We start from the raw sequence: 21,902 nt of genomic DNA, 5'->3' as shown, positions 1-21,902 counted from the left end.
AGAGAGAACACATGGGATGGAGAATTTTATTACCACAAGAAATTATGCAAGAGGGTCGCGACTACTTAGAAAGTCGTGGACATGAATTAGTTACGGGATCAGGTATGGAAACAGAGGATATTATTCGCGACATCAAAGGTATCGATGCAATGGTAGTCCGCTTATCAAAAATTACTCGCGAAGTATTTGAGGCGGCAGATAGCTTAAAAGTAATCGTTCGTCACGGAGCAGGCTTTGATACTGTTGATTTAGAAGCAGCTAAAGATCATGGCGTACAAGTATTGTACTGCCCAACAGCTAACTCAACCTCTGTTGCTGAAACAGCAGTCTTCTACATGCTTTACTGCTCACGCAATTTTACAAAAGTGAAAGATACCTTCATTGAAGATTACTACAAAGCAAAATTACGTACACCGAAGTGTGAATTAGACGGCAAAACAGTCGGCATTATCGGCTGCGGAAATATCGGTTCTCGTGTAGCAGAAAAATGTCGTGATGCTTTCCATATGAAAGTGTTGGCTTACGATCCATACAAACCTGCTAAAGATTTCCCAGAAGGCGTGGAAGTGGTTCGTGATATTAATCGCATTTTTAAGGAATCTGATTTTGTATCAATGCATTGTCCAACAACTAAAGTGACTAAAGAATTTGTCGGCAAAGAACAATTCGAAATGATGAAACCAACCGCCTTCTTCATTAACACGGCTCGTGGTATGGTGGTGAACGAAAAAGAATTATACGAAGCCTGCAAAAACAATGTGATTGCCGCAGCTGGCTTGGATGTTTTACAAAAAGAGCCAATGGATCAAGACAACCCAATTCTTTACTTGGATAACGTTGTTGTGGCGCCACATATCGGAGCCGCTACAGTCGAAGCAACTAATCGTGCATCCTTGCATTCAGCAATGGGAATTGTAGAAGTGGCAGAAGGCAAAGAACCAACATGGCCAGTTAAAGCAATCGATTGGGATTCAGCAACTATTTATACGGATTTGAAAGAGGAGGAACCAGCATGTCAATTGGAAACCGCATCTATTTAAAACGCAGCTTACCTGCTAAGGAATTAGTGGAACGCTATAAAGAATTACCAGCAGCCAACGTAGCTGACTGTATGGGACGACTTTCCGCTTTGTCACCAGAAATCAAATTGCAATCTTCACCTGAAGAACGCATGTGCGGCGTAGCCTTAACCGTTAAGGCGCGCGCTGGCGACAACTTAATGCTGCACAAAGCATTGAATATTGCTCAAGAAGGCGATGTGATTATCCTTTCCAACGAAGGCGACCGCTCTCGTGCTATCATGGGTGAGATTATGTACAAATACTTGGCGGACTTCAAAAAAGTTGCAGGTATCGTAATTGATGGACCGATTCGTGACTTAGATGTAATTGCTCACGAAAAATGCCCGATTTACGCAACCGGTTCAACACCAGGCGGCCCTTACAAAGAAGGTCCGGGTGAAATTAATACACCGATTTCTATCGGCAACATTGCGGTAATGCCTGGCGATATCATCTTAGGCGACCGAGATGGCGTGATTGTCATTTCTAAAAATGACGCAGCCGACTTGATTGAAAAAGCTGAAGCTAATGCAGCGGCTGACGGTGCCAAGGTTAAAATTGCTTCCAGCGGTACAGCTGATCGCTCTTGGGTTGAACGTACCTTAGAAGCCAAAGGCATTGATGTTATTGACGAAGAGTACCAGTTCTAAGGAAAAATTTAACAAGCCGGACGCAGCAAACATTGACTGCAGCCTGCGAAAAAAGTGAAGAACTTGACCGTTCATAAAGCATAAAAAGAAACTGAAACACGAATCACTGAGATTTGTGTTTCAGTTTTCCCTTATTCTAATTGATAAAGCTTAATCTTCCGCCACAAGGTTGACTTGCTGATTTGCAGCTCCTTGGCGGTTAAGGTTTTGTTGTTGTTGAAGCGAATCAACGTACGGGCAATTAATTCTCTTTCAGCCTCTGGAAGCGAAGTCGTCGAAGCAGGTTGATGGGTTTCCGCTTGCTTTTTCAGCTGCGGCTCATTGACGATAATCGATCGAACCAGCTCGTAATCAATCGCAGCATTGTCAGATAACACAATCAGACGTTCGACAATATTTTCCAATTGTCGAATATTTCCTGGAAACTCGTAGGTGGTTAACAGCTGAATGGCTGAAGAAGAAATCTTCAACGGCTTATTCGCCTTGCTTAAAAAATGCAGAACCAGCTCTTTGATATCCGATTGCCGATCGCGCAAAGGCGGGATTTTTAAATTTAAAACATCCAGCCGATAATACAAATCTTCCCGGAAATCGCCTTGTTCCACCATCTTAACCAAATTACGGTTAGTGGCAGAAATAATGCGAACATCTACTGGGATAGATTTTGTATCACCGATCCGGGTGATTTCTTTTTCCTGAAGGACCCGCAACAGCTTCGCTTGAAAGCTAAGAGAGATTTCACCAATTTCGTCTAAGAAGATCGTTCCTTTGTGAGCAGCCTCAAACAAACCAGCTTTACCATCAGTTGCGGCTCCGGTAAAGGCGCCTTTTACGTATCCGAACAGTTCGCTTTCTAAGACACTTTCGGATAATGACGCACAGTTGATGGCGATAAAGGGTTCATATTTACGTGGCGAACAGTTGTGAATACTTTGAGCAAACAGCTCTTTTCCGGTTCCTGACTCACCATTAATCAGGACAACCGATTCGGTAGAAGCGTATTTTTTGGCCATTTGAATGGTTTGCTGCAACGCTGTGCTGGAGCCGATTAAATCTTCAAAGCTGCGTTTAGCGGCATTGATTTTTATCGACAGCTTGGTTCGGACATCACCTTCTTTAACCTGAAGCTCATCCAGCTTTTCTAAAGTGGCTAGGTAACCGATTGTCTCGGCTTCAATGGTAATTGGCGAAATATTCAAAATGAAATTCTGATAATTAGCTGTCACTAGCTGGTTAATCAAGTTATAATTGGATTCAGCAGACTCCTGAATCAGCTTCATCAAGGATGTATGTATGAACCTATTCAATTCCTCCCCAAAATAGCTGCGGGCCTTTTGATTAATAAAAGTAACACTTGCATCCAACGAAACGGCAATCAGACCGTTTTCGGTGGTTTCAAGAATGGCATCAATAAAGGATTGATTCCGCTGCTTTTCCTTTTCCAGCTGAACCAAATGGATTGCCTCAGTCAGAGCGGTTTTAATTGAGCCTTCTTCAACTAGAATATCAACTGAACGAGCTCCTAAATTAGAGGCTGCTTCCTCAGTTGCTCGACCACCAATGAACACCTCGATGCCTTCACCGATCAGTCTTTGAACGGCGATTGGAATATCCGGCAGGGTGTTTACTTTTGGGATGACCATCGGCTGTTGAGTCATTTCCTGGAAAACTTTTGCCCGGTCATGAGCTACATCAGTTGAAATGAAGGCTACCTTGTTGGAAATTTCCAGTGCATGCTGGAAAGAATGATAAATATCTTCGAAGGTATAACGCACATCCACGATGGGGACAGGGAGCTTTTCCCGTAAGAACTTAACGTTGTACCCACGAGTAATAATGGCGTAAACAGGCGTATTTTCGACCATCTGTTGAATTTTATCAAAATATTCTTCGCCAGAAGCATGCAGAATGGGGAAATGAAGCCCCATTTCATTCATCACCTGCAGCGCCTGATTAGAAAAGCTATCAGATGGCGAGACAATTACAATATTTTCATCTTTCATCGTTTCACCTCGTTGGTTTCATTTTACACTAGAGGGTTTCAAAATGAAATGGCATACATAAAATATTTTTTGAGGAGTTTATATTATGGGGAATGCAGTGGGGGCATTAATTGTCTATATTCTATTAATCGTGGTTTGGGCAGTCATCGTGAAGCGTAATATGGCGGAAGGGATGATTCTGGGCTTCATTGTAGTGGCTTTGTTCGGTGGCAGCCGCTTCTTTGAGCTGTTGGCATACGGCTTTTTGAAAGCATTATCCAACGAAGTACTGTTTGCTTCACTAGCTTTCGTTTTGATGAGCTATTTGATTAAAGAATCTGGATTGTTAAATGGTATTTTGATCATTTTCGATTCCTTGCTGGGGAATTTTCGCGGCGGGCCGGCATTCGTTAATATTGCCTTATCCGCTGTTTTAGGGATGCTCTCAGGCTCCAATTCGGCTAATACTGCAACCTCGGGTACTTTTACCGCTCAATGGATGATTCGGACCGGTTGGAAAAAAGAAATTGTGGCGACTTTGCTGGCTGGTAATGGTGGATTAGGCGCTGGGTTCCCACCGAGTGCTTCAATGTTTATTATGCTTGGCTTTGCTCAAATCAATCAATTGATCACTGAGGGACAGCTGTACATTGCATTATTTGTTTCAGGGATCTATCAGGTGATTTATCGCTTGGGGCTAGTCGCTTGGCTTATGCGCAAAGAAGATATTCAGGCACTTCCCGCCGAAGGCAAACCTTCATTTAGACAAGCTTTTGCGCAAAACGGCCGTTCCCTGCTGGTATTTCTAGGGGCGATTATTCCAATTACCTTGACGATTGGTCCGATGCGTAAGGTTTGTGCTCACTTTGGGATGGAGGAAGCATTGGGCGCCATCTCGCTGCTTACTTGGATTCCAATTTTGATGATTACGATTATTTTCATTTTAGGGCATAAAGAACTAAAGAAAAATATTCCTAATAAAGCCTATTTAGTGGATACCCTTTTCCCGCATTACAAAAATATCGGCGGCGTTTTGCTGTTTGCTTTTGCGGCCAGTGAAATCTTTGGCGAGTTAGGCTTAGCGGCTGAGCTGGTTCAGCTGTTTGACACTATGAACTTTGCGAAACCGATTATGGTCTTGCTGATTGGACTGCTGGTAGTTCTAGTTGCTGGACCATTATCTTCAACAGCCACCTTGACTTCAATTGGCTTAATTGCTTTTACTGGCTTGACCAGCGTTGGGGTACCGCCATTGGCTGCAGTTGTATCTATTTTAGTGTTTGCATCAACCGAGGGTGCTTCTCCACCAGCATCGGGTTCGATTTTTATTGCTGCCGGCTTGACTGACAGCCGACCGGAAGCCACTTTTTATCCATTGATCAAATATTTTGTTGTCCCAATCACCTTAATTGGCTGGTTGATCGCCATGGGCTACTTGCCATTGTTTGTTTAGGAGGGTAAAGATGCGAAATTTTATGGAAAAAATCATTATTGCTGGGTTTGTATTATTTATCGTCGGCGGTTTTCTGCTGGTACTGATACAACTAGTTGGCTTAGTATTAGGCAACAGCTATTTGATGGTTCACGCCAACGGATGGTTCTCATGGATTTATCCCTGTGCGGCGATTACCGGTGCATTATGCTACCTGTTGTCTTATGGAAAGAAGAAAAATTAGAGAAACTGACAGAATTGCAGCTGACTGTGATTCTGTTTTTTTATGCTTTCACAATGAAAAGTATGTTGTAAACATTTTTTCAAATAGAAAAAAATCACACATAATTAACTATTTTTCGAGGTATTGGACAGTTTTTGTCTGATACCTCTTTTTTGTTGAGCTGTAAATATATCGTTAGTTTTTAAGCCATCAACAAAAACAATCAGTCAACGCAGCTAAAAGTCCCACGTTAAGTTATAAAATTGAGTATTTTACCAAAAACCTACTCTTTTAACAAGTTTTATTTACTAAATAATTCTTTTTATATTCGATGTATATAATAATAAAGTTCATTTTGTTAAGAAAAATATATTTCTGAACTATTTCATGTGATAAAATTACATTAATGGGGTAAGGGGGAGATAATAATGAATGTCGTAATTTGTGATGATGATCCGATTTTCTGTCAGAAGCTAGAGAAATTAGTGAATGAAGTGTTTAAGCAGGGCTGTGAATGTGAGGTGTTCTATTCAAGTGAACGGCTGCTACACTATTTAGAGGAAAATCCGGCATTTTTTCAGCTGTATTTGTTGGATATTGAAATGCCAGGTTTAGATGGTTTGCAGATGGCAAAGCTGATCCGAAAACGTGATACTGAAGCTTTGCTGGTTTTTGTGACAAATCATGAAGAGGAAATGCCAAATGCCTTTGATGTGAGAGCTTTCCATTATTTAGTGAAGCCGTTGGATGTTCACAAAGCAACAGAGGTGTTGTTTTCTGCCGAACGATTCTTTTCTAAAAAGAGGCTGTTGTTCCGCTTTGTTAGCCGCAAGCAATTTTACAGTTTATTTGTTTCGCAAATTGAGTATTTTGAAAGTGCCGGCAGGAAGATTCGCATTCACACACAAGACCAGATCATACACGAATACTATGATACTTTAGATGAAGTGGAGCAGAAGATTGAGACGGGTATTTTTGCACGCATCCATAAATCCTATTTAGTGAATATGGAATTTTTACAACGTGTAGAAAATAAACGCGTACTGCTGCAATGTGGACGAGTGCTTGCTATCAGCAGGAAATATCATGGGCACTTCCACCAAATGTATCGAAGGCATCTGCTTCAGTATGAGGGAATGGAGCAGGACTTGGGAGGTGAGCAGTATGTTTAAGGATATTTTGTTTTCAGTGCCAGTTTTTATATTAGTAACTTCGATAAATCTTTACCTCCTAAACAATTACTTCCTAACTAGAAAATCAGGAGTGAAGTTAGGAACAATTGCGTTGACAATGATCATCAGTACCTGGCTCTATTTGGAAATAAATATGGCGTTACTTCCTCTGGGACCCGGAATATTGCGAACCGTTCTGTTGTACACGCTGTCCTTTGTTCATCAGTTTGTAAACTTAATCTTTTATCAAGGGAAACGATATCAGAAGCTTTTTGTTGCAAGCTTGTACGTGTATATAGGAACGTTCACTGAGTCAGTACTTTGGATGATCGTTAATCTTATGATGACACCTGAGGAAGCGACTTTACTGGATCAAACAGATTGGCATTCTGGAGAAATGTCTAACTTATTGATTATGCTGTTTTTCTTAGTGATGTATAAAGGTAAGAGAAAGCCACTCCATAAGCTGCCAACCAATTTACTGTTGATTCATATCGCCATTATTATTACGTGGCTTTATATCTCTATAACGATGCTTTATGAAACCAATATATTCTCTCTTGTATTAATCTTACTTTTAATGGGACTCTTTTACGCTTACTCCAAATTAACAGAGGATTCAGCGGTAAAAAATCTCCGGTATCAAATGCAAGCCCAAAACCAGCAAATGATGTTGGAGCACTATCAACAAGTCGAGAACTACCAGCAGGAAATTCGCATGATGCGCCATGAGATGAAGAATCAAATGCTGCGGCTGCAAGGTTATTTAGATGAGGAAGATTATCCGCAAATCCGTAAGCAGCTAAAGGATTGGTTCGATGGAATTGCAAAGGTGAAGCATCTTCATTTCACACCTAATCAGTCAGTTAATTCATTGCTAAGTTATAAGTATCGACAAGCAGAAGAAAAAGGAGTCAGCTGTGAATTTCAGGTGGAACTTCCTCCAAATTTGGCAATTGATGAATACGATTTAACTTCCTTATTAGGAAATATATTAGATAATGCGATTGAAGCCTGCGACTATTGTCCGGAGCAAAAGCATATTTTTCTACGAATAAGCTTCAGAAAAAGGTGCCTATTCTTGATTTGCGAAAATACAATTGACGGATTGCACCGCTCATTCGAAACGAGAAAAGTAGATACGGATAATCATGGGTTTGGTCGAACTTGTATTCAGGACATTGTTAATAAATATGATGGCGAGTTAAACGAATCCTGGCAGGAGAAATCCTTTATCATGGAACTGACATTGTTTGAAAAAGAATCAAAATCAATTCTCAATCAAGGAAACTTAATAGAAGCAAAGTAATCATTTTTATCTTACAAAAACACACCAACTTGAATGTAGTGCCCCAAAAAAGTCTAACTTTTTGGGGGCGGTACAAGACAGTTGATGTGTTTTTTTGAATAAAGTTGAACTGCGATGATTTAAGTTACTCAAAACCTAACTTTGAAATTAAAACTAACTTATCATGTTGGGTAAATATCTTTTTTAGGTTAATTTTTACATTTAAAGGTGTTAAAATTGACAATAATCAAAAAAACAACTCATTGGATGCTAAATTAATAGCAAGAAATGAGTCGTCCTTCTTAATGAAAGGCTTCCTATTATTAACTAGAACAGGAAGATTCTGATCATTAAAACGCCAAATATGACGATAAACACTAGAGGTGATGCCTAAAAACACGTTATGAGGTGAATCAGTTAACTTCAACAATTATTTTAACTTCTTAGGAAGGATAAATCAATGATTATTTCGAAAAAAATTAAATAAAATGGATTTATAGCGATTGAATTGAGATAAATGTAGTTAAAAACATGGTTTTTAACCATTGGAAGTTAGTTTATCTGATGAAATCATTCCACTATTAATGCTTTCCTAACAGGAAAATGCAACCGTCAATTTCGCCGTCAGAAAGGAAGGATTTATCATGGCAAGAACAGGAGACAATTTATACAAACGACAGGATGGCCGCTGGGAGGGAAGATACATCCGTGACCGTAGAGCCAATGGGAAAATTGTCTATGGATATGTCTACCACCGTAAGTTCAAAGAAGCCAAGCGCCTATTGTTTGAACGCAAAATGGCTCACCGCGAGTTCTATTCAACCTTTGGCAAACATCACAACTCAGTCCAGCCAGTGAATATGTGGCTGCTTACTTGGTTGGAAAAAAAGCAGGAGCAATTGAAGCCTGCCACCTATCAAAGTTACGAAAGCAAACTGCAAAACCATGCATTTCCTTTCTTTTCAGAGATGAAGCTTTCGGAGCTTTCAGAAGCAGCCGTTCAACAATGGCTGGATTCATTGCAGAATCGTTTGAAGATCAATTCTATTCACACGGTCTTTCGCGTTTTCAGACAAGCTATGAAGGATGCAGTAGCACAAGGACATCTACACAAAGATCCAACGCAGCACACACTGCTGCCTCGACAGACTAAGAGCGAAGTCCAAGCCTTTTCCCGAGACGATCAACGGCGGATCGAAGAGCAATGTACCAATCAAAAGAACCTGCCGATTCTTTTAGCCTTAGATACAGGCATGCGTATTGGTGAAATTCTCGGTCTGCAATGGCGAAATATCGACTGGCGAAATGCCGCGATTACCGTTCAACAAACCTCTCAACGTGTCAAGATCGGAGACAAAACCGAGCTAAGAATTGATTCACCCAAAACTGAGGCCAGCCAACGGATCATTCCAATGACCAAGAGACTGACTACGCTACTTAAGGAATTAAAGCAAGAAAGTCAGAGCACGTTCATCTTTGAGGGAAAAGAAGGACAACCACTGGATCAACGAACCATTCGCTACCGTTTTGAGCAAATAAAAAAACAAAGTAATGTCCAAGATTTGCCCTTTCACGCGCTGCGCCATACCTTTGCAACCCGCTGTATGGAGGCAGGTGTCAACATCACCACTATGAGTGCATTAATGGGGCACAGCTCGGTAAAGCTGACCTTAGATATTTACACCAATTCTTTTCTAAGTGAAAAAAGAAAGGCCATTCAACAGCTTGAGATCGGTGTCTAGTTACACCTGAAAAAATCTTCTTCGCCGTCAAAAAGCCGTCAATTATCGATAATCCTATTGATAAATCAATGGTTGTTTAGTCTTCCTGTTCTAGTTAATAACGGGAAATTTGAGGTGCCCTTTTATCTATTCATTAAAGGGTACCTGTCATTAATTATAACAGATTAGGATAATTTTGCTAAGCCAGAAGAACTTCTTCTGTTTTAGAATATAGAAAGAAAAAGGGGAGAAAGAACAATGAAGGATTTAAAAGGAAAGGTTTTAGTTGGTCTAGCCAGCGTGTCAATGTTAGGAGGGATTGCGTTAGGTAGTGTGCAGGGGTTTGCGGCTGTGAATGCTCAATCGGATGTTCAAGTACGTTTTAATCCTTATACTGGTGGCGGAGAAGATCCAGGTAACTTGGCTTTGGCGTATGTTCCAGCGGGTATTGATTTCGGCAATAATAATTTAAGTGCACCCGGTACACCAGTGTTTTATAACGGTACTACTAATGGAGCAGATTACGTTGCGGTAGATGATGATCGTGCATCAGGTGGAGATTGGAAATTAGTCGCATCGGCGTCTGTTTTACAAAGTACAACAACTTCACAAACAATTTCAAGTGGTAATATAACTCTTACTTCTACTAGCAATGTGTTGGATTATGATGTGAATATTGGTACGCCAGCAGATCCAGCTTCTTTAGGTAGTGTGAGTACTGGTGTTACACAATCTGCAAGTGCAACATTACCATTAGGTGGTGGTTCTCAAACGATCGCTACTTCAACAAATACTGTTAATCAGGGGTATGCGATTCCAATTGACACAGTAAGATTAAACATGACATCTTCAAATTCTCATGGTGGACAAACTTTTGCAGGTAAAATCACTTGGGAATTAAGTGACACTATTTAAAAATTTAAACATGATTGCAATCAAGAGAAGGGGATTCATTCTCTTCTCTTGATTTAGTTAAGGAGCCTAGTTATGAATCGATTAAGCAAACGCAATGTCAAAAATCTTTTCATTATAAATTGTTTACTTCTTTCGCTTATTCTTTCGATGCTATTTTCTGCTGAGATGGTCCACGGAGATGAATCAGAAACCAGTCAGGAACCTCAGATTGGTAAAAAACAAGTTCCTGAGCCTTCAAATGAGCAAAACAAAGGAATGGAAGTAGGATTCACGGTCGAAGCAGTGAAGACAGATACGCAAGTTGATGAATCAAAAGGTTTTTTCTTCGTAAAAGTGCTACCAGGTCAAGAGCAGCAGTTAACCTTAAAGATCAAAAGCACGAGTGAAGAAGAACGAAAAGTTACTATCAAAATAAGAGACGCCTTCACGAATCAAAATGGCGAGATCGATTACGATGGAGCAGAATATCAACGAGATGAATCATTAAAGAATTCAATGGAAGAGATCACTTCTGTGTCAGAAGAAACTGTTTCTGTAAAGAACAAGGAAGAAAAAGAGATAATCATCACTGTTAAGCCACCAAAGGAAAGCTTTGATGGTGTGAAGGTTGCTGCTATTGTTGTCATGAATGCAGAAGATACAGAGGAACAACAAAAAGGTTTGAGTTCAAATTATGGGTATCGTTTAGGCTTAGTGATTACCGAAGAGGAAGAAGTAGACTATTCAGACGGCAGCTCCCTTAACTTACTACAAGTCAAGCCCACGGTTCACCAAGGCAAGCGGGTGATTCAAGCTCGCCTGCAAAATCCTGAACCAAAAATTTTAGACAGCTTAACGGTTGAAACAAAACTGCGTAAAAAAGGTGACAAAGAAGTCCTGAGAAAACGAACAACTAATGATATGCGTATGGCTCCAAACTCTCAATTTGACTTCGCGACTAACTGGGGACTTGATCCCATTGAAGCTGGTACGTATGTTTTGTCCATCAAAGCTGATTCAGGTGAAAATACTTGGTCGTGGGAAGAAGAATTTACGATTGGTGAGAAGGAAGCGAAGAAGATTAATGAAGAAGCGACCTACACCATTACGTATCCAAGTTGGGTACCGATTGTGGTTCTACTTATAGGTACCACAACACTCGCCAATATTGGCAGCCTCTATGTCCGTCGCAAAAAATGGACAAAGGAGGAGTGAGAAAGGAAGCACAGTTGACACCACTAAATAAATGAATGGCGAGAAATAAATACATTGATAGGGTGTCAAATCTAACATGCAAGGTGACTTATGCGTAAAAAAGTGCTCTTTTTATTGGCAGTTATACTGTCACTAAATGTTTCAATGATAAAAGCAAATGCAGAAGCAGTAACCCAAGTCTCGATTACCTTTAGCGAGCCAACCACTGCTCCACTAACACCACCAGATGATGGTGTCTCATTAATCCGAACACCATTAGCTAATACAAGTGGATATACAGGTACGCTAGCAGACACAGGAAAACGATTGCCAACCACTGGTGATCAATGCAACCGTAGTTTAACCTTACTGGGCTACTTATCATTGTTTGTGTTTGTTCTATGTATGATTTTAGGGAAATCAAAGGAGGGACGTCAACGTGAAACTGTTTAATAAAAGAAGAATATCAGTGGTGCTCATGACCAGCATTATCCTTCTGCACGGCGTCTCTCCACTTTTGGCAGTAGCTACGACAGTGGATTCTTCAATGGTGGAAAGTTCAACGGCAGATACAAGTAATGTAGAATCTCCTGAGGTGGTTCCCGAAGAAATTCCTGCTAGGGAAGATCAGGTAACAGAGCCAGAATACGTTGATGTTGAATCTAATTATGGCGAAAATGAATTAAGCGCTGAGTATCAGGAATCTTCTGCTCAACCCGCAGTTCATTTAACTGAGAAAAATCTAACAAATGAAGTAACGTTTGAAGGAGAAATTCTTGCCGGAATTGAGCAGCAAGAAAATCATCGTACAGAAACTCATTTAACCAAACTCGTTTTGCAATACAGTGAATCGAATGATTCTTGGGAAGACATTTATCCGTTCGAAATCGAAGGTAATTCATTAGCTATCCAAGCAGAAAAATATGCATTTGATTTTTCGAAAAGCTTAGATGAAGTAAAAGCTGGGAACTATCGTTTGATTGCTGAATATGACATTCAGGAATACCAAGAAGATCACTTGGTGCGAGTAAACCATCATAAAGGGATGTTTGTGGTGGGTGAGGTTGAAGAGAAAAATGATGAGAATGAGGTGAAGGCAACACTGCCCAAACTCTATGGAAATCAAGCAAGTAATCAATTAGGTATACAACCTTTTAATGGAATTGGAACGCTTGCGCTAACGCCTGGAGAAGATAGTGAATATAAGAATATTCTCAACGGAGATTTTGTAAAAATCGCTGTACAGAAAAAGACTGCCAAATTATCTTTTTCATTTAACTATGCTGATTATGCTAGTAATGAACAATGGATTGTTGTTTGGAACACCAATCAAAATTATCTCGAAGATGTTATTAGCCTTCTATCCCCACCTGTTGCAGGAAAAACCTGGATAGACGGGGCTGTTTATGACCGATTCTGGTCAGATGGAAAGGCTGCCTCTATTACAGTTACATCTGATGGTACCAAGGTTCAAAGTGCAGGTGGTGGGAATAGTGGGAATATGACGGGATTGACTCCTAATACACATTATTATGCATGGGTTTTTAAAAGATGGTATTTTGATAGTAATAATCCCGCTATCCCTGCGGAATGGAGAGCAGCTAGAGTCCAACCGCCAGTTCATGGTGCAGGAGATCCTGTTGCAAGGTTTGAATTTCATACGGGAATACCAGAATCTTTGGGAGTCAATATACCTACATTTAAGAATCCTACACATAACAGTATAACCATGAATAATGGAACTTACACTGGAGATATTAGGCAGGCACCTAGTCAAGGACTCTTGACAATTAAGGGTGGGCCCAGTCCGAAAACCTACCCTATAAATCATGGGTATGGCACAGGAGGGAACTATTATGGCATAACTGCAGGTGATCTTCTACCAGGTACTCGTTATAGGGGAGAAGTAACTTTATATGACTATTATGGTAATCCAAAAACTACAGGAGTAAGTGAGGAATTTCAGACCGCCAATACAATTGAAATGCCTGATTCGGTAACAGCATTAGGGACACCAAATCAACAGAATGATGCCACGGCTTCCATCAGTGTAAGGTATGGTGCTACTCCGGGAGTTAACGGTTCACATCCTAGACAAACTTGGGATGATGTAGAAGTAGAGATAAGTAAGACGGGACCTACCACAGGGTTTTATAAGCTCACTTCAAGTACAGCGGAAGGAAGAATATCTGGTACTCCCACAGTCGATCAGACTACCCCCAAAGTATCTTTTACAATTGCTGGTTTGACAAATAGGCGGACCTATTGGGTGAGGTGTCGTGTTAAAAACCAAAGCAATGTGTGGTCTCAATATCCTACAAATGGAAGGGAATTTACGACAAAAGCTGTAAATTTAGGAGTCGCTACGCCTACATTTAAGAATCCTACACATAACAGTATAACCATGAATAATGGAACTTACACTGGAGATATTAGGCAGGCACCTAGTCAAGGACTCTTGACAATTAAGGGTGGGCCCAGTCCGAAAACCTACCCTATAAATCATGGGTATGGCACAGGAGGGAACTATTATGGCATAACTGCAGGTGATCTTCTACCAGGTACTCGTTATAGGGGAGAAGTAACTTTATATGACTATTATGGTAATCCAAAAACTACAGGAGTAAGTGAGGAATTTCAGACCGCCAATACAATTGAAATGCCTGATCCGGTAACAGCATTAGGGACACCAAATCAACAGAATGATGCCACGGCTTCCATCAGTGTAAGGTATGGTGCTACTCCGGGAGTTAACGGTTCACATCCTAGACAAACTTGGGATGATGTAGAAGTAGAGATAAGTAAGACGGGACCTACCACAGGGTTTTATAAGCTCACTTCAAGTACAGCGGAAGGAAGAATATCTGGTACTCCCACAGTCGATCAGACTACCCCCAAAGTATCTTTTACAATTGTTGGTTTGACAAATAGGCGAACCTATTGGGTGAGGTGTCGTGTTAAAAACCAAAGCAATGTGTGGTCTCAATATCCTACAGAGGGAAGGGGTTTCACAACGAAATGTATACCTTTGAATATACCACCCCCAACCTTTGATACAGATACTATCACTTCGCACAGTATTACTTTTGAAGATGGTGATTACACTGGTGATATCACTACTACTCCCAATCAAGGAATTCTTACGGTTACAGATGGATTGACTCCAATAGAGTATACGCTAAATCATCAAACTATTTATAATGGCACTTACTTTGGTAGAGTTGCAGACAATTTGCAGCCAGGTACTCGATACAGGGGAAATGTAACCTTAACAGATTATGACGGAAACACTAAAGCTTCTTCGTTGAGTGAGGAATTTCAGACTGCTAATACAGTTGAAACTCCACACCTATTCACTTTAGGTGATCCTCCTGAACTTGGAAATGAAGCAACTGTGACCTTAACAGCTAGGTACGGGGCCGCTGATGGAAGCAAGGGTGCTCACCCAGAGGATTATACGTGGGATTCTGCAAATAATTCTTGGAAGAATGTTCAAGTAGAGATTAGTAAAACAGGTGATGAAACTGGATTTAATCGTATTACTGATGGAACTCCTGAGGGAAGAATATCTCATCTAGAACCACCAGTAGTTGATACCATAAATAAAACAGTCACCTTTAAGGTCTCAAAACTAGCCATAAAACAAGACTATTGGATTCGTTGCCAAGTAAGGAATCAAAGTGGTAAGTGGTCAGGTTATCCAACAAAAGGAAAATATATTAGAACACCTGGGTTAAAATTAACATTAAATGCACCTAAGTTTAAGCAAGATACCGCTACTGATACAAGTATTGACATGGAAGGCCAACAGTATTTTGGAGATATTACACAGTTTAATGGTGGTGGAATAGTAACCGTCACTCCTAATAATGGAGGCATATTGGAAAATAAAGTGACAAATCTAATGCATATGCAGAATCAAGGAAATAGTTGGAATCCTCAATTTTATGGAAGTGTCACCATTGGAAATTTAGAGCCAGGTACACAGTACAAGGGAAAAGTATCTATTAAAGATTCTATTGAAGAATATCGACATTCTCCTTGGGGAGGAAAAGATGGAATTGACACTTTCTTCTATACTAAGAATAGAGTTATGGCTCTTTCAGAACCTATGCAAGAAACACCAACATCAATTAATGGTGCGGTAGCAACCTTCACGGCTGGATATAAAGCGGCAGATAGCAATCCGGCCTATGTTCCAGCCCATCCAACTAAAGTAAAAGTTTATCTTAGCACAGATGATAATAGTTTCGATGAAATAACAACTAGTTCATTGGGACCTAGATTAGTCGCCGATAACAATATCGATACACTGAATAAGCTGACTACATTCCGTTTAGAAGGATTACAAGAAAACACAGTATATTTTGTGAAGTATTCGGTTGTAAATGATGGTGGAGAATCGGCGAAATCTACTTCATATCGTTTTGAAACTTTGAGTCGCCCTGATGGTCTGTACATCAACGAGAGCGCTGCTGATTTTAATTTTGGCACGGTTGGATTTTCTTCAAGCAATAGCACGCATCCATTAGAGGACACTTCTGGAAATGAAACGGCTGTTGATTTTGAAAATATCAATATCAATAGTAACTGGTCACTATCTGCGAAGTTGAGCGAATTAAAAGTTGAAGGAGAGACACACCTTAAGTTAGTTGGAAGTAGTATTACTATGAACAATCAACTTGAGAGATCTACAGATGGAGGAACTACTTGGACATCAGCCGATTCGACAAAGTTTGCATCTGGTTTAAATACGACAGGTCCGATTACGTTGATGGCAGATGGTTCGACTAGTGTGGAACTGTTTAAAACAACTGATATTTCTTATGGACAGAGTCGATTTAAAAATAAGATCCCATTAAGCTCTGTGAGTCTATTTATTCCGGGTAATCAGGGAATGAAAGGAAAAACTTACGAAGGCAAAATCACTTGGACACTTGATGACACACTATAACTCTTATGCGGCAGGAAACTGCCGCGTAAGTATTAGGAGGAAACCACATGGAACGCTATAGCTGGATGATTTTTTTAGCTGTAATTGGAGCAATTGCATTAATCGGCTTCTTTGTTTTCCTATTTGGAGACATGGAAAGGATCAAAGCTTTAAAGAAACCGAAAGTAAATTATTTGCTGAACGCATCGCTGTTAATGATTGCAGCTATCTGTATCGTGTTAGCAATTTATTTGTATTTTGATATTCAGGAACAGATTCGTTTACTGGATACCATTTTATAATTGATGAGGGTAGGAGAGGTGATACAATGTGCAACATTATGATTATAACCAGAAATATTTTAGTCGAACAGCAGCTGCAGCAGCGCCTGCAGCATTTAGGGCATGAAGTGTTTTGCACGGGAATCGAAACCTGTCATGCACAGCTGCGATTATTGGTTGAATTTTTTGATTCGATTATTTTAAGTGAAACTCTATCTAATGAAGATGCTCAGCTGATTATTGATCAGGTGGAGTCAAAGGAACAACCCATCGAAGTACTGCGCAAGGTTGAGACATTACCTTCAAAGGAACAGTCTTCAGAGTTTGCGAAACTTGGGATTAAGAGCTATCTGTCAATTGATGCATCCTTGGAGGAACTGCGGGAGAAATATGCCAAGCAGCAAAAAAGCTGGGTAAGAGATACCAAAACGGTTTTTAATCTTGTAACCAAGCGCTCCTATGTGAATGTCCATTTAGCCAAGAATGAGAAGAAGCTGATGAAGATTTTATTGGAAAATGCCGGAAGCTGTGTGGAACGAAACATAATCTGTGAAAAAATCTGGGACAATCAGCCCACTAATTCCAGCATGTCGCAGCTGTCTGCACTGATTAAAAAGATTCAAACAAAATTTGAAGAAGCTGGTTTGGAGCATAAGCTGGTACTTACATACTGGGGTAGAGGTTATCAGATTAACCCGCAGGCAGAAGAAGCCGTTCAGGAAATTCTGGGGGATAATGACCAGTGGAAAGAACCGCACGTTTTAAAAGCATAAGCCATTCAAAAGGATCTGTCAGTCATTCACTGGCAGTTTTTTCTTTAGCTTAGAATGTCTGAAAAAATTGGGAAGTTGACTGCCTATCCATCAGATAGGATTGTTAAATTGTTAAAAATAGTCTATCTTGTTAGTAATAAAATGAAAACGCGAACAGTTGAAGGGGTAATTAGATGGTTGAACTGTCAAATAAGGTGACCAAGGAAGAATGGGTTAGATTCCAGTTACTATATAGTAAATATCTTGAAAAAAAGAGGAGTAAAACTACCTTAGTGCTGATCACCATTTGTTTACTAGTGAGCGTCATTTCTGGGATTGTGTTGTTCAGCCGCATTGAAGGATATCTGATCGATGTATTACGGTCGTTTGTTTTTCCCATCAGGCTGAGACGAATGATTACTTTCGAGCTTTTGTTTGATCGAATCATGTTTACAGGCTTACTCTTGCTTCTTTTTTTATTTGAACTGTTCAAGTCTTTTAGTTATCAGCTTCCTGATAGTTTAAGAAAAAAATCTACACAATCTTTTGGTAAAAAACGAGCTTTCCGAAAGTCATATTTGTTTTACTGATGAGGCAATTTGGAGCTATTCGGTGGGGATGGATATCCGCTTGAACTGGGAGTTTATTACGGAGGTTTTTAAAACCGAGGAAGTGATTGTCTTCTTCGCACGTGATGGACAACGGATTGTGATCTCAAAAGGCTCGCTTACGGAAAGGCGTCTGCAGCTGCTTGAAGAACAGCTGGCCCGTTGCTTTAAAGGAGCTATTGTCCAATTATAAAGGAGTAAGCATGACAGAAAAAGAGCGCAAAAGCTATTTATTTTGGACCTCGATGGCTTTCTTTGTAGGCGGGTTTATTCGATTGTGTATTGTAACGTCCACACGTATGGCATTTGAACGCAATCATCGGGTGGTGTCGAATCTTTCATTGTTTGAATCCCTCTTTGGTCCAATCAGGGAAGGCGTGTTGGGCGGCTATCTTGGTGTGCTGGTTGTATCGGGCATTCTCTGCTACTACTATTTCATGAAGGGCAAGCCGCTCTGGTTTCAGCTGCTTATACTTATCCTGTTTTTCGTGAGACCAGCAGCTTCTGTCATAATTTATTTTTGGGGCAGCTGGTATTGGACCTATGTGGTTTTTCAATACAATCTGATGAAATTTTGGCAAACAACTAAACGAGGGAGAGAATACAATGACTTATATTGAACGGAAGAAGTATGTAATTTATAGTTCGACAGCTTTTCTTACCGGATTTGTACTATATGGAATATTAGGTTTATTTATTTTTTTTAATCCTGATCTTATTGAGCAATGGACTTTTCTGCAAAGGAGCTTGATGCTAATGGGGATCGGAATAGTGGGCGGCTATTTAATCAGTTCGTTGCTATCAGGGATTTTATTGTTTTCTCATTATACACAGAAAAAGTCGACACGCTTCAAGGTGGTTATGATCGTTCTGTTTATGATTACAGTTCAAGTGATTGCTATTGTGGGGTTTGTTCTTAACCTTCCAATGTATATTGTTAACTTGCTTCACGTATTACGCAGGCGTCAGATTATTGAGAAGTAGTTATCCAGTGAAAAAATGGCAGAGCGATGAGAAGGTTTTTCTTGGTACGAAAAGAATGTAAAGGAGTTCGTATGACAAATGTTGAGCGAAAAAGCTATGTAATTGTACTTTCAGCAGCATTTTTGATGGGCTATGCACTTATTTCTCTGTTAGCAATCCCGGGATTCTTTTTCTTAAGAGGAACCGAAGCCGAAGTATCATTGCTTCGTGGTCTGAGTAATACGATTAGTACCGGGGCAAGTGGCGGCTATTGCTTGGCTTCTGCTATTTCTGCACTTTATTGGCTTAGCTACTTCATTAAAAGAAAAGCGAAGTGGTTTCAGGTTCTGGCTACTATTTTGTTTGTAGTATGTATCAAGCCGCTCCTATTTGTGAGTTTTTCTGTAAAGGGTGTAGTGTATCTTTATCATTTGCTGCGAGTATTGTGGCAAAAATTGATTGCTTAATATAGAAGAAACAAGGCAGCCCAGAGCCTCCCGAGCTCTGAACTGCCTTGTTTTACTATTCCCGAATCTGTCCATCACCGTAAATAATATACTTGGTGGAGGTTAATTCAGGCAAGCCCATTGGTCCACGGGCGTGTAATTTTTGGGTTGAAATGCCGATCTCTGCACCGAAGCCATACATGAAGCCGTCTGTGAAGCGGGTTGAAGCATTGATGTAAACGGCAGCAGCATCGACTTCTTTTAAGAAACGTTGTCCGGCGGTGTAGCTGTCAGTGACGATGGCCTCTGAGTGACCGGAGTTGTACTTGTTAATATGCTGAATCGCTTCATCAACGGAAGCAACCACTTTAACAGCTAAGGTCAAATCTAAATACTCAGTTTCCCAGTCTTCTTCTTGAGCTGGATGGGCTGTTTGTAAATAGTTCAGTGATTTTGGACAACCTCGCAGCTCGACCTGATTTGCCAGCATTACCTGTTCAATTTGGGGTAAAAATTCTTCTGCGACTGCTTCGTGAACTAAAATAGTTTCGATGGAGTTGCAGACAGAGGGTCGTTGAACTTTAGCGTTCAAAATAATATCTGCGGCCATATCCAACTGGGCCGCTTGATCCACATAAACATGGTTATTCCCGGTGCCTGTTTCAATCACCGGAACCGTTGCGTTTTCCGTAATACGTTTGATTAGGGAAGCACCGCCACGAGGGATCAGTACGTCTAAGTATTGATTGGCCGTCATCATTTGATTCGCCACATCATAAGAGGTGTCGTTAACAAACTGAATACAGTTGCGAGGTAAATCGCAGGCTGCCAAGGCTCCTTGTAAAATAGTTACCAGCACTTCGTTAGATTGGAAGGCGTCTTTTCCCCCGCGCAAAATCACGGCGTTGCCGGTTTTGAAGCAAAGAGAAGCTGCATCTGTAGTAACATTTGGGCGAGATTCAAAAATAATCCCGATTACGCCTAAGGGTACTCGTTGCTGACCAATCAGTAGACCGGCTTCATTGCGCCACATTTTACTGACTTCACCGATTGGATCAGGCAGATCAATGACCGCTTCAATTCCTTTGGCCATGTCTTCAATTCGGGCATGGGTCAGGCGTAGACGATCCAGCATAACCTCACGGGTACCATTTTCGGCTGCGCGTTCCAGGTCTTGACGATTGGCTGTTAAAACACGATTGGCATGCTTTCTCAGCTTGTCAGCCATTACCTGCAAACAGTCATTTTTCGTTTTTGTATCTAAACCACTTAAAACAGCAGCGGCTTGCTTTGCATTTTTTCCTAATTCTTCCATCATACTCATCACTCTTCCCCCTTAAATAAGGTGCCGACTTCTTTACCATCTAAAATATCAAAAATAATTCTTGGTGGCTTGCCATTTGCCAGAACCATGGCACTTTGCGCATCTAAAATTCGTTTGGCTGCTTTTAGCTTGCTGATCATTCCGCCAGTGCCGAACTTACTTCCAGCAGATTCGCCAGCTTGAGCCATCGTTTCCTTCGTAATGGCAGAAATAGTAGAGTAGAGGATCGCTTCCTTGTTTTTGTTGGGATTGTCGGAATAAAATCCGTCAATATCCGAAAGCATAATCAATAAATCTGCATCTAACATTTGACTGACAATGGCTGAAAGCTCATCGTTGTCGCCAAATTTTGTTAAATGATCCAGCTCATCAACGGCGACCGCATCGTTTTCGTTGATGATGGGAATAATATTCATACTTAATAATTGCTCCAGCGTATTAATGGCATTCTTACGACTTTCTGGATAATCGACGATGTCCCGCGTCATCAATACCTGAGCCGTTTGTTGATTGTAAGCCAAGAAGCGCTGATTGTAAAAATGCATTAACTCTGATTGCCCCACTGCAGCAACTGCTTGCTGCTCAGGAATCGTGGTTGGCCGTTCGGTCATGCGTAATTTGTCCATCCCTACACCGATTGCTCCAGAGGAAACCAAAATAATTTCCTTTCCCTGGTTGTTTAGGTCGGTCAGTACAAAGGCTAGTTGATCAATGCCTGAAAAATTAACCTTTCCACTTGGATGGATCAAGGAGCTGGTCCCGATTTTGATCACAATTCTGTTTACGTCACTTAAAAACTTTCTCATATCTTCACCTCGAGTTTTGCCGCAAACTCAAATAAAGCTATTTGTGGAATTGTACCAGATTCTCACTGTAATTTCATCTTTTTTTCATCTTAAACTGGAAAAAATTCAAATAAATCGCAATAATTGTCTTAAAAGGACCTTCTTTACCAAGAAAAATAAGACTGTCGAATTA

The 21,902-nt window shown here is 40.5% G+C and carries 20 protein-coding genes; 17 read left to right on the top strand and 3 right to left on the bottom strand.

The genetic code is table 11. The features are described 5' to 3' along the window. The first annotated feature begins 11 nt into the window (after positions 1 to 11). Together I588_RS02840 and I588_RS02835 are read left to right on the top strand one after the other, a co-directional pair. Positions 12 to 1,040 carry a hydroxyacid dehydrogenase gene (locus I588_RS02840; RefSeq protein ID WP_010757434.1) on the top strand — a complete coding sequence of 343 codons (1,029 nt, stop codon included), beginning with the start codon at positions 12 to 14 and terminating at the stop codon, positions 1,038 to 1,040. Then, a complete protein-coding gene (locus I588_RS02835; protein ID WP_010757433.1) occupies positions 1,013 to 1,711 on the top strand; it encodes an RraA family protein in 699 nt (232 codons plus the stop codon). The genes I588_RS02840 and I588_RS02835 overlap by 28 nt, the downstream gene beginning before the upstream one ends. A 131-nt stretch (positions 1,712 to 1,842) precedes the next feature. Here I588_RS02835 and I588_RS02830 read toward each other — a convergent pair whose 3' ends face one another. Beyond that, positions 1,843 to 3,714, bottom strand: coding sequence for a sigma 54-interacting transcriptional regulator (locus I588_RS02830; protein WP_010757432.1), 1,872 nt, complete (start codon positions 3,712 to 3,714; stop codon positions 1,843 to 1,845). Positions 3,715 to 3,799: 85 nt separating this feature from the next. Here I588_RS02830 and I588_RS02825 point away from each other — a divergent pair, with 85 nt between their 5' ends. The 15 genes from I588_RS02825 (at position 3,800) to I588_RS02750 (ending at position 19,621) form a co-directional block, all read left to right on the top strand. After that, positions 3,800 to 5,146 (top strand): TRAP transporter large permease subunit, encoded by a 1,347-nt coding sequence (locus tag I588_RS02825; protein ID WP_010757431.1) that lies wholly within the window; start codon positions 3,800 to 3,802, stop codon positions 5,144 to 5,146. Between the two features lie 10 nt (positions 5,147 to 5,156). After that, positions 5,157 to 5,369 (top strand): hypothetical protein, encoded by a 213-nt coding sequence (locus tag I588_RS02820; protein WP_010757430.1) that lies wholly within the window; start codon positions 5,157 to 5,159, stop codon positions 5,367 to 5,369. Positions 5,370 to 5,776: 407 nt separating this feature from the next. Next, positions 5,777 to 6,520, top strand: coding sequence for a LytR/AlgR family response regulator transcription factor (locus I588_RS02815; RefSeq protein WP_010757429.1), 744 nt, complete (start codon positions 5,777 to 5,779; stop codon positions 6,518 to 6,520). Next, on the top strand, positions 6,513 to 7,829 hold the full coding sequence (locus I588_RS02810) for a sensor histidine kinase (RefSeq protein WP_010757428.1): 1,317 nt from the start codon (positions 6,513 to 6,515) through the stop codon (positions 7,827 to 7,829). Before I588_RS02815 ends, I588_RS02810 begins: the two co-directional genes overlap by 8 nt. 623 nt (positions 7,830 to 8,452) lie before the next feature. Next, positions 8,453 to 9,550 (top strand): tyrosine-type recombinase/integrase, encoded by a 1,098-nt coding sequence (locus I588_RS02805; protein WP_010757427.1) that lies wholly within the window; start codon positions 8,453 to 8,455, stop codon positions 9,548 to 9,550. A gap of 285 nt (positions 9,551 to 9,835) precedes the next feature. Beyond that, on the top strand, positions 9,836 to 10,444 hold the full coding sequence (locus I588_RS02800) for a WxL domain-containing protein (RefSeq protein ID WP_245569596.1): 609 nt from the start codon (positions 9,836 to 9,838) through the stop codon (positions 10,442 to 10,444). Positions 10,445 to 10,516: 72 nt separating this feature from the next. Continuing rightward, on the top strand, positions 10,517 to 11,638 hold the full coding sequence (locus I588_RS02795) for a WxLIP family cell surface protein (protein ID WP_010757425.1): 1,122 nt from the start codon (positions 10,517 to 10,519) through the stop codon (positions 11,636 to 11,638). A gap of 90 nt (positions 11,639 to 11,728) precedes the next feature. Continuing rightward, positions 11,729 to 12,070, top strand: coding sequence for an EF2685/EF0750 family sortase-dependent surface protein (locus I588_RS02790; RefSeq protein WP_010757424.1), 342 nt, complete (start codon positions 11,729 to 11,731; stop codon positions 12,068 to 12,070). Beyond that, positions 12,057 to 16,571, top strand: coding sequence for a WxL domain-containing protein (locus I588_RS02785; protein ID WP_016250029.1), 4,515 nt, complete (start codon positions 12,057 to 12,059; stop codon positions 16,569 to 16,571). Before I588_RS02790 ends, I588_RS02785 begins: the two co-directional genes overlap by 14 nt. 47 nt (positions 16,572 to 16,618) lie before the next feature. Beyond that, positions 16,619 to 16,852 (top strand): hypothetical protein, encoded by a 234-nt coding sequence (locus I588_RS02780; RefSeq protein ID WP_010757422.1) that lies wholly within the window; start codon positions 16,619 to 16,621, stop codon positions 16,850 to 16,852. A gap of 26 nt (positions 16,853 to 16,878) precedes the next feature. Beyond that, positions 16,879 to 17,604 (top strand): winged helix-turn-helix domain-containing protein, encoded by a 726-nt coding sequence (locus I588_RS02775; protein WP_010757421.1) that lies wholly within the window; start codon positions 16,879 to 16,881, stop codon positions 17,602 to 17,604. A gap of 591 nt (positions 17,605 to 18,195) precedes the next feature. Next, complete coding sequence (locus I588_RS02765; RefSeq protein ID WP_010757419.1) at positions 18,196 to 18,384, top strand: YcxB family protein; 189 nt, start codon at positions 18,196 to 18,198, stop codon at positions 18,382 to 18,384. A 10-nt stretch (positions 18,385 to 18,394) separates the two neighbouring features. Then, entirely contained in the window at positions 18,395 to 18,811 is a 417-nt protein-coding gene (locus tag I588_RS02760) for a hypothetical protein (RefSeq protein ID WP_010757418.1), read from the top strand. Next, entirely contained in the window at positions 18,798 to 19,175 is a 378-nt protein-coding gene (locus I588_RS02755; RefSeq protein ID WP_010757417.1) for a hypothetical protein, read from the top strand. Before I588_RS02760 ends, I588_RS02755 begins: the two co-directional genes overlap by 14 nt. Positions 19,176 to 19,246: 71 nt before the next feature. Next, complete coding sequence (locus tag I588_RS02750) at positions 19,247 to 19,621, top strand: hypothetical protein (protein ID WP_010757416.1); 375 nt, start codon at positions 19,247 to 19,249, stop codon at positions 19,619 to 19,621. 55 nt (positions 19,622 to 19,676) lie between these two features. Here the strand turns inward: I588_RS02750 and I588_RS02745 are convergent, their stop codons facing one another. Then, a complete protein-coding gene (locus tag I588_RS02745; protein ID WP_010757415.1) occupies positions 19,677 to 20,924 on the bottom strand; it encodes a glutamate-5-semialdehyde dehydrogenase in 1,248 nt (415 codons plus the stop codon). After that, entirely contained in the window at positions 20,924 to 21,730 is an 807-nt protein-coding gene (gene proB / locus I588_RS02740; protein WP_010757414.1) for a glutamate 5-kinase, read from the bottom strand. The genes I588_RS02745 and proB overlap by 1 nt, the downstream gene beginning before the upstream one ends. Positions 21,731 to 21,902: the final 172 nt, after the last annotated feature.

Origin of the sequence: Enterococcus pallens ATCC BAA-351 (assembly GCF_000407485.1) — a bacterium.
GTDB classification, from domain to species: domain Bacteria; phylum Bacillota; class Bacilli; order Lactobacillales; family Enterococcaceae; genus Enterococcus_A; species Enterococcus_A pallens.
Note: the sequence above shows the minus strand (reverse complement) of the source record. Positions and strands in the feature narration are given on the sequence as shown.